Raw genomic sequence first — 510 nt, 5'->3', positions numbered from 1 at the left:
TGCTTGGCCGTCTCGTTGTATTGAATAATCCGGCAGCGTTGACTTTCGACAATGACGACCGGGTGCTCTTGGTTGTTGCCAAATAGCGCATCCAACTGTAGGTGAGGGAAGTGCAAGTAGATCCACAAAACCATGTGATTATCCTTGATTCGCCAATGGGAAGTTCACCACAGTCGATGGGATATGAGTCATCACTGGCATCACCAACTGCGGGTAATCATGTTGAAAGTCGATATTGATACTGCCTTTGTTCCAGCCCCCTTTACGTTTCAATACTTCCACATTTACGCCTTGTTCATGACCTTGCAGCTTTAAGCTCAATGACACAGGTAGGGACAAGCGATTTGCCATGCTCGGTTTGAGCATAAAAAGCGGACAAGCGCCTTGTTCACTGGCAACCTGTAAGCGTTTTACTTGGTGGATTTCTAGTTCGTCTTGCCATAGCAATACGTTGGCACAAACACCACTTTTCAGACACTGTTCTGCGGCCCACAAAGCATCTCGATGATG

At 47.1% G+C, this 510-nt stretch carries 1 pseudogene; it reads right to left on the bottom strand.

The features are described 5' to 3' along the window. Nucleotides 1–138: 138 nt before the first annotated feature. Nucleotides 139–510: pseudogene (locus R7Q46_RS30500) on the bottom strand (recombinase RecA); the annotation flags it as partial.

The organism is Vibrio sp. 811 (genome assembly GCF_033339195.1).
This window is presented reverse-complemented; position numbering and strand designations above follow the sequence as displayed.